Raw genomic sequence first — 4,992 nt, forward strand, 5'->3', positions numbered from 1 at the left:
TATTAATTGATCTACTCTGATCGTACTGTCGACCGTTTTGTCTTTAGGCTTGCCTGCACCGATCCCCAGCTTGGGATTAATACCAGCGGTCTGCAAGGTCAGCATGGGATTAGGCGGTGCAGCGGCAATAGTTTTCATCGCGCTGGCGGTATCAATCGCAATGTTGCCAAGTTTTAGGTCACGGTTGTGCTGTAGTGCATATTCCAGTGCCTGCTGTAAAGTCAATCGTGGCAGTGACGACACAATGTTTTGCTCTTCATACAATGACGAGACAGGACTATTTGGAGTGGAGTAAGAAGTGGCGCTATCGATTAAATTTGCTTGCGCTGATATGGGGGCTGCAAGACCCATCGTAGCAACACCCATTAAAACGACGGCACACTGGGCTTGCCATGTGTTGAACGAAATCATTGCGGTTTCTCTATACAAAAAGGCAGAGATGAAAAAGCATTTTTTGCTTTTAAAAAGATATTAGGCCTTACTTAGCGTCTGTTGCGCTTGATAATTTAAACAATTTTTATTGCTTTTAAGAAGTTTTTTCAATCCTTGTTAAAGGCAACATGATACTCAATTTCAATACGATAAAAGACCTGAATCCATGGCATTGATCTGATATCGCGCAACAAAGATGTTTCAAAATGTTTCAAATATTTTGGGCGGAACTTACATAAAATTGCTTTGGCAATATGGTTTGATGACGACAATATAATTACTTTGTCATCAGATATTGATTTAGCTAAAACAGTTTTATGTAAATACTATTTTGTTCAAGACATTTAGTCATAGATTGAGATGCTTGATCAAGCCTGAAGAAATATTCAGGCTTGATTCATGATGCTTACAGGATAGTATGCTTTAGTTATTACTTTGTACAAATTAGAAATGGATTACGGCATCTATCGCAAACATTGTTTGATTAAATTTGCCCGCACCTGCTGTCGCAGTTGGATTATCGTATGCATCAATATCTGTAGAACGCTCATAACGAAGTTCTGGGCGAATAGTGATCGCTTTACCGATCCAATGTTGCCAGCCCAAGCCAAATTCGTAGTAACGGGTTTTGAAGCCCGTACGCTGACCAGTTGTGTCATCCAATACATCCGTACGGAAGGTGACTGAATCACGCGGAGAAACCTGATAACCAATATAGTTGACGAAAGCCCATTCATGCGATTTACAAGTCGCACCGTCATTAGGTCCGCATTGCGCACCCGATGGAGCACCATATTTTAAGTTGCCATAGCGTGCAGCCAACAACGCCGGTCCCGCACCTGTTACGTCATTCACGTTGGGCGTATCGTTCTGGAACATTCTCCAGTACTCACTAGACATATGCCAATTTTCATTGAACTTGTGATACCAGGTAACGACTTCGTGCTGAAGATTATTCCAGCCAAATTTTCCGTTATTTCCCAAGATAGGATGCGCGCCATTCAAACAAGCATAGAAGTTATCGTTGGCTGTATCAGACGTCCAGCCCAAGCAAGCTGCTGGCGTGAACTGACGTTCAGCTTTATTCCAGATCGCGATGTCATTACCGGCAGAGACTTCACCTTGAATCAGCCAATTTTTGTTTAGTTTGACTGTCGCAACAATACCTTGTTGCGTATAAGGATCAACCGCGTAAAGTAAGGAGTGGGTAAAGGTGTAATTGTTCGGTGCAAGCTGCGCCTCAATATCTGGTACAGAAATATAGCGACCTACACGTACATTCATCCCATCTGCAACAAATGGGGTATACCACTCGCCATACATCATGACTGGATCAAAGCCGTATTTCCGGCCTTTATCTGTGTATTGATCGCTAAATACGCCTTTGGAGAAAGTATATTTATAGTCAGTACCGTACAAACCAGTCACACGAAAACCCCAATCGTTGTGATCTTTTTGTACTACGTCAGGCACACGCTCAACATAGACTGCAACTTGATTCAATTGAAACGAATTAGCTGCATAGTCGTAAGCAGCAGGGTAATTTCCGCCAGTGCCAGTTGCAAAATTAAATTTTGATTTTGATGTACTAATGTTGTAACTAGGTGCTATCCAGCCATAGACAGTAATGCGCGAATCTTTCCAGGCTTTTCCATTTGGACCACAATAAATTGTGTCCATTAGCGGGCCATAGTATTGGTTGTCATAACCAATCGTTTCAGAACCACCAATCGGCCAAGTTGCGAATGGATACGGTGGGCTGGACACGGGAGGTGCCTGCACATCTTTGCGCCAGCTCGGGGCTGCGTCAGCAGGATCGCCATTCCATTTCAGGTAGTCGCTATAGGTTGTGCTAAACCTCTCTGAGAAACTCTTTGAAGCAGAATTTTCTGGGCATCCCTCTGCTGCACCACTCTGTGCTAACGCAATATTGTTGAAGGCTAAGGTAGTAGCCGCAACGAATGCGAGTGACAACATTTTTTGCATTTTATTTTCCCTGGAGTTATAAATTCAAATGTATCAACGACGTGTTGTTACACCAGTTTAAAAATCAGTAATCGATTAATTAAATGGTCATGCTTTGTGCCTTAAAAATTTTTTTAGGACCAAAAAAACTGCCAATTCAATTTATTCTGAACGAGGAGAAGATTACTAGGATCGATATAAAAAAAATGCAAAAAGTCAGTTGATGCTTGTAAATTTTATGTAAACGAACCGATTAATTTGTCATTAGTGAAAAATAGATATTAGGTGCATTAAAATTTTTTTTATAAAAAATTTACGAATAAATTCCATTTTTTTTCAATTTATTTATATGGATTTTGTTAAATTTGCTTTGCAGTTTTTATTCCAATATCAGCTATTAATTATTGTCAAGATTAAGAATATTTAAATCAAAAAATTTCAAATAATATTCTGATCAGTATTTTTTATTCTATGAAAATTGGAAATCGTCATAGAGAAAATTATGTATTTAGTCAAATGTCATTCTTTGTTTTTCGCATAAATCCAAAGAATTTTTAAGTTAGTAGTAAAGTCAAATATTGAAAGTACCAAATGAAATATATTTCTATCTGCGTTACCTGCATCATAGCGGCGAGCTTCTCTTTAAATGTTATCGCTGCGGAAGATCAGTTTTTAGTTCAGCAGGCACATAAGAATCAATTAGCACACGAATCTAAAAAAACAAAAACTATTGAAAAGTCAGCAGAAGACAAAAAACACGCTGCATTAACATCTGAGATAAGTAAAGATAGTGTTTCACCAAAAACGTCAAAGTAATGTTTTTTTGTGATTAAATTTTCTTAGCCAGAAAAATAATTGTTTTACTTTTCTTTATTAATCTCTATTGCTTTGACCAAGTGTGCAGATATAGCGAAATATGAGAATGCGTTTCAGTCATTTTATTGCTGTATCTCCGTTTAAATAACGCGCACCGTTACCACGTTGAGCCGCAACGTCGCCTGGGTTATACAGCGAGCAGGATTTCAGTGAGAGGCAGCCGCAGCCTATGCAGGACGTGAGTTTGTCCCGTAGCGCAACTAAGGCATCTATGCGCTGCTGGAGTGTCGTTTGCCATGAGGATGACAATTTTTCCCAATCTTGTTTTGTCGGTGTGCGTTGTTCGGGCAGTGACGCTAATGCTGATTTGATTTCGCTCAGGCTCAGACCCGCAGTTTGCGCGGCACGAATAAAAGCGACACGCCTCAATACTTCTTTTGGAAACTGTCTTTGTTGCCCCGCATTGCGTGAGCTGGTGATCAATCCTTGTTCTTCGTAATATCGTAATGCACTAGCTGCGAGTCCAGAGCGTTTCGCCAAGTCACCAATGCTAATCAGATTCTCGGTTGATTTTTTCACCGTAATTCCCTTTGTCTCAGCTTTTAATACACGCATCATAGTTAACAAAAATTATCCTTGACTTCAAGTGTACTTGAACTTGTATGCTTATTTCATCAAAAATTGTTAAGGACATTGCGATGAAAAAAGGTTCAACAGAATCTGTCAGGGATTACTCCTCATCTGAGCTTTTAGACCAGCTGCTGGATGCCAGTGCTCATTTTGCGTTGGCATCAAAAGGTACGACTAATCACTGTCCTATGGCATTGATCGCGTTAGCGAAGATGGGAGCCAGCCCAGAACGTTTACAACAGTTTTTTAGTATGTGGCAAAACACTTATGCGCTGCCAATGCGAATGAGTCAATGTAAAGTGACTGCTGATAACTGGCAACGGCAGCTAGGAAAAGTGGATAATTTCATGCCCTTGCGTGCTTATTTTATGACGGCGATTTCTGCCCGCAGTGCTGATGAGGTATTGATCGAAGTGTTAAGTCAGATCCCTTTTGCGCCAGCAACGGCGGCGTTCCATGCCTTGATTCGCCTCGCATATGGTTTAGATGCGCATCATATTGGAGAAATTGCCGCCGGACTGGCACATCTTATGGTGTCGAATCTGGACATTAAGATAAAGAGCAATCAGCCGCAGTTTGCTGTTACAGCGGAGCAAGCATTGGCCCAGTTGTCGCTATTGTACAAAGCCAATCCAAATCTGTATGTGGGTGATTCGATTGTCGGTAGTCTTAAAGCGGTGGTCGCCGATCCGCGCTTTGCTGATGGCCTCTACCTGATCGAAAATCAGTCTCAGTTATTGAATGAGATGATGCTTGAGATGACAAGCTTAGCAATCGTCGCCTACTGGAAAAGTAAAAATTTTACTGTGCTGCATATGGTCACGGCGATGCATGCTGCGCGTATTGTATTTGCTCGTTTGCCGCAGAATTTAGTCGTCGTCTTATTGCCGCAATTGTGGGTGGCTTTTTGTGCCGCCTATGTGTCGGTAGGAGCACCCTCGCTACCATCACTCGTTTCTGCCGAGCGTGAGGCAGAATTAATACTCAATTCGTTGTACCGAACATCTCCAGAACAAGCCTGGTCAGATTTATTTGCTAAGGCGATTCAGAGTGATGTAAGCGCTCCATAAACCCCAGACTATCAAGTCAAATCTAAATCCTTCAAGCTCACGATTTCAATAATGAGATGGAGTGGAAATGGAAAAGCAA

4 protein-coding genes and 1 pseudogene are annotated in these 4,992 nt (G+C 41.3%); 2 read left to right on the plus strand and 3 right to left on the minus strand.

Annotated elements, in window-relative coordinates:
• Both AAKU64_RS22075 and AAKU64_RS22080 read right to left on the minus strand, forming a co-directional pair.
• Window positions 1-411, minus strand: a pseudogene (locus AAKU64_RS22075) (hypothetical protein); the annotation flags it as partial.
• Between the two features lie 465 nt (window positions 412-876).
• Window positions 877-2,418, minus strand: a complete 1,542-nt coding sequence (locus AAKU64_RS22080; protein WP_322118523.1) for an outer membrane beta-barrel protein — start codon at window positions 2,416-2,418, stop codon at window positions 877-879.
• Between the two features lie 570 nt (window positions 2,419-2,988).
• Between AAKU64_RS22080 and AAKU64_RS22085 the strand changes: the two genes are divergently transcribed.
• Window positions 2,989-3,213 carry a hypothetical protein gene (locus tag AAKU64_RS22085; protein ID WP_322118524.1) on the plus strand — a complete coding sequence of 75 codons (225 nt, stop codon included), beginning with the start codon at window positions 2,989-2,991 and terminating at the stop codon, window positions 3,211-3,213.
• A gap of 117 nt (window positions 3,214-3,330) precedes the next feature.
• Here AAKU64_RS22085 and soxR read toward each other — a convergent pair whose 3' ends face one another.
• On the minus strand, window positions 3,331-3,792 hold the full coding sequence (gene soxR, locus AAKU64_RS22090; RefSeq protein ID WP_322118525.1) for a redox-sensitive transcriptional activator SoxR: 462 nt from the start codon (window positions 3,790-3,792) through the stop codon (window positions 3,331-3,333).
• Between the two features lie 119 nt (window positions 3,793-3,911).
• On the opposite strand from soxR, the gene AAKU64_RS22095 reads away from it, so the two are divergent.
• Complete coding sequence (locus AAKU64_RS22095) at window positions 3,912-4,913, plus strand: questin oxidase family protein (protein ID WP_354363049.1); 1,002 nt, start codon at window positions 3,912-3,914, stop codon at window positions 4,911-4,913.
• Window positions 4,914-4,992: the final 79 nt, after the last annotated feature.

Origin of the sequence: Undibacterium sp. GrIS 1.8 (assembly GCF_040544445.1) — a bacterium.
GTDB lineage: Bacteria > Pseudomonadota > Gammaproteobacteria > Burkholderiales > Burkholderiaceae_D > Undibacterium.

Coding starts and splice junctions, on each gene's coding strand:
- AAKU64_RS22085 (WP_322118524.1), top strand. CDS start 2,989: ATGAAATATATTTCTATCTGCGTTACCTGCATCATAGCGGCGAGCTTC.
- AAKU64_RS22080 (WP_322118523.1), bottom strand. CDS start 2,418: ATGCAAAAAATGTTGTCACTCGCATTCGTTGCGGCTACTACCTTAGCC.
- AAKU64_RS22095 (WP_354363049.1), top strand. CDS start 3,912: ATGAAAAAAGGTTCAACAGAATCTGTCAGGGATTACTCCTCATCTGAG.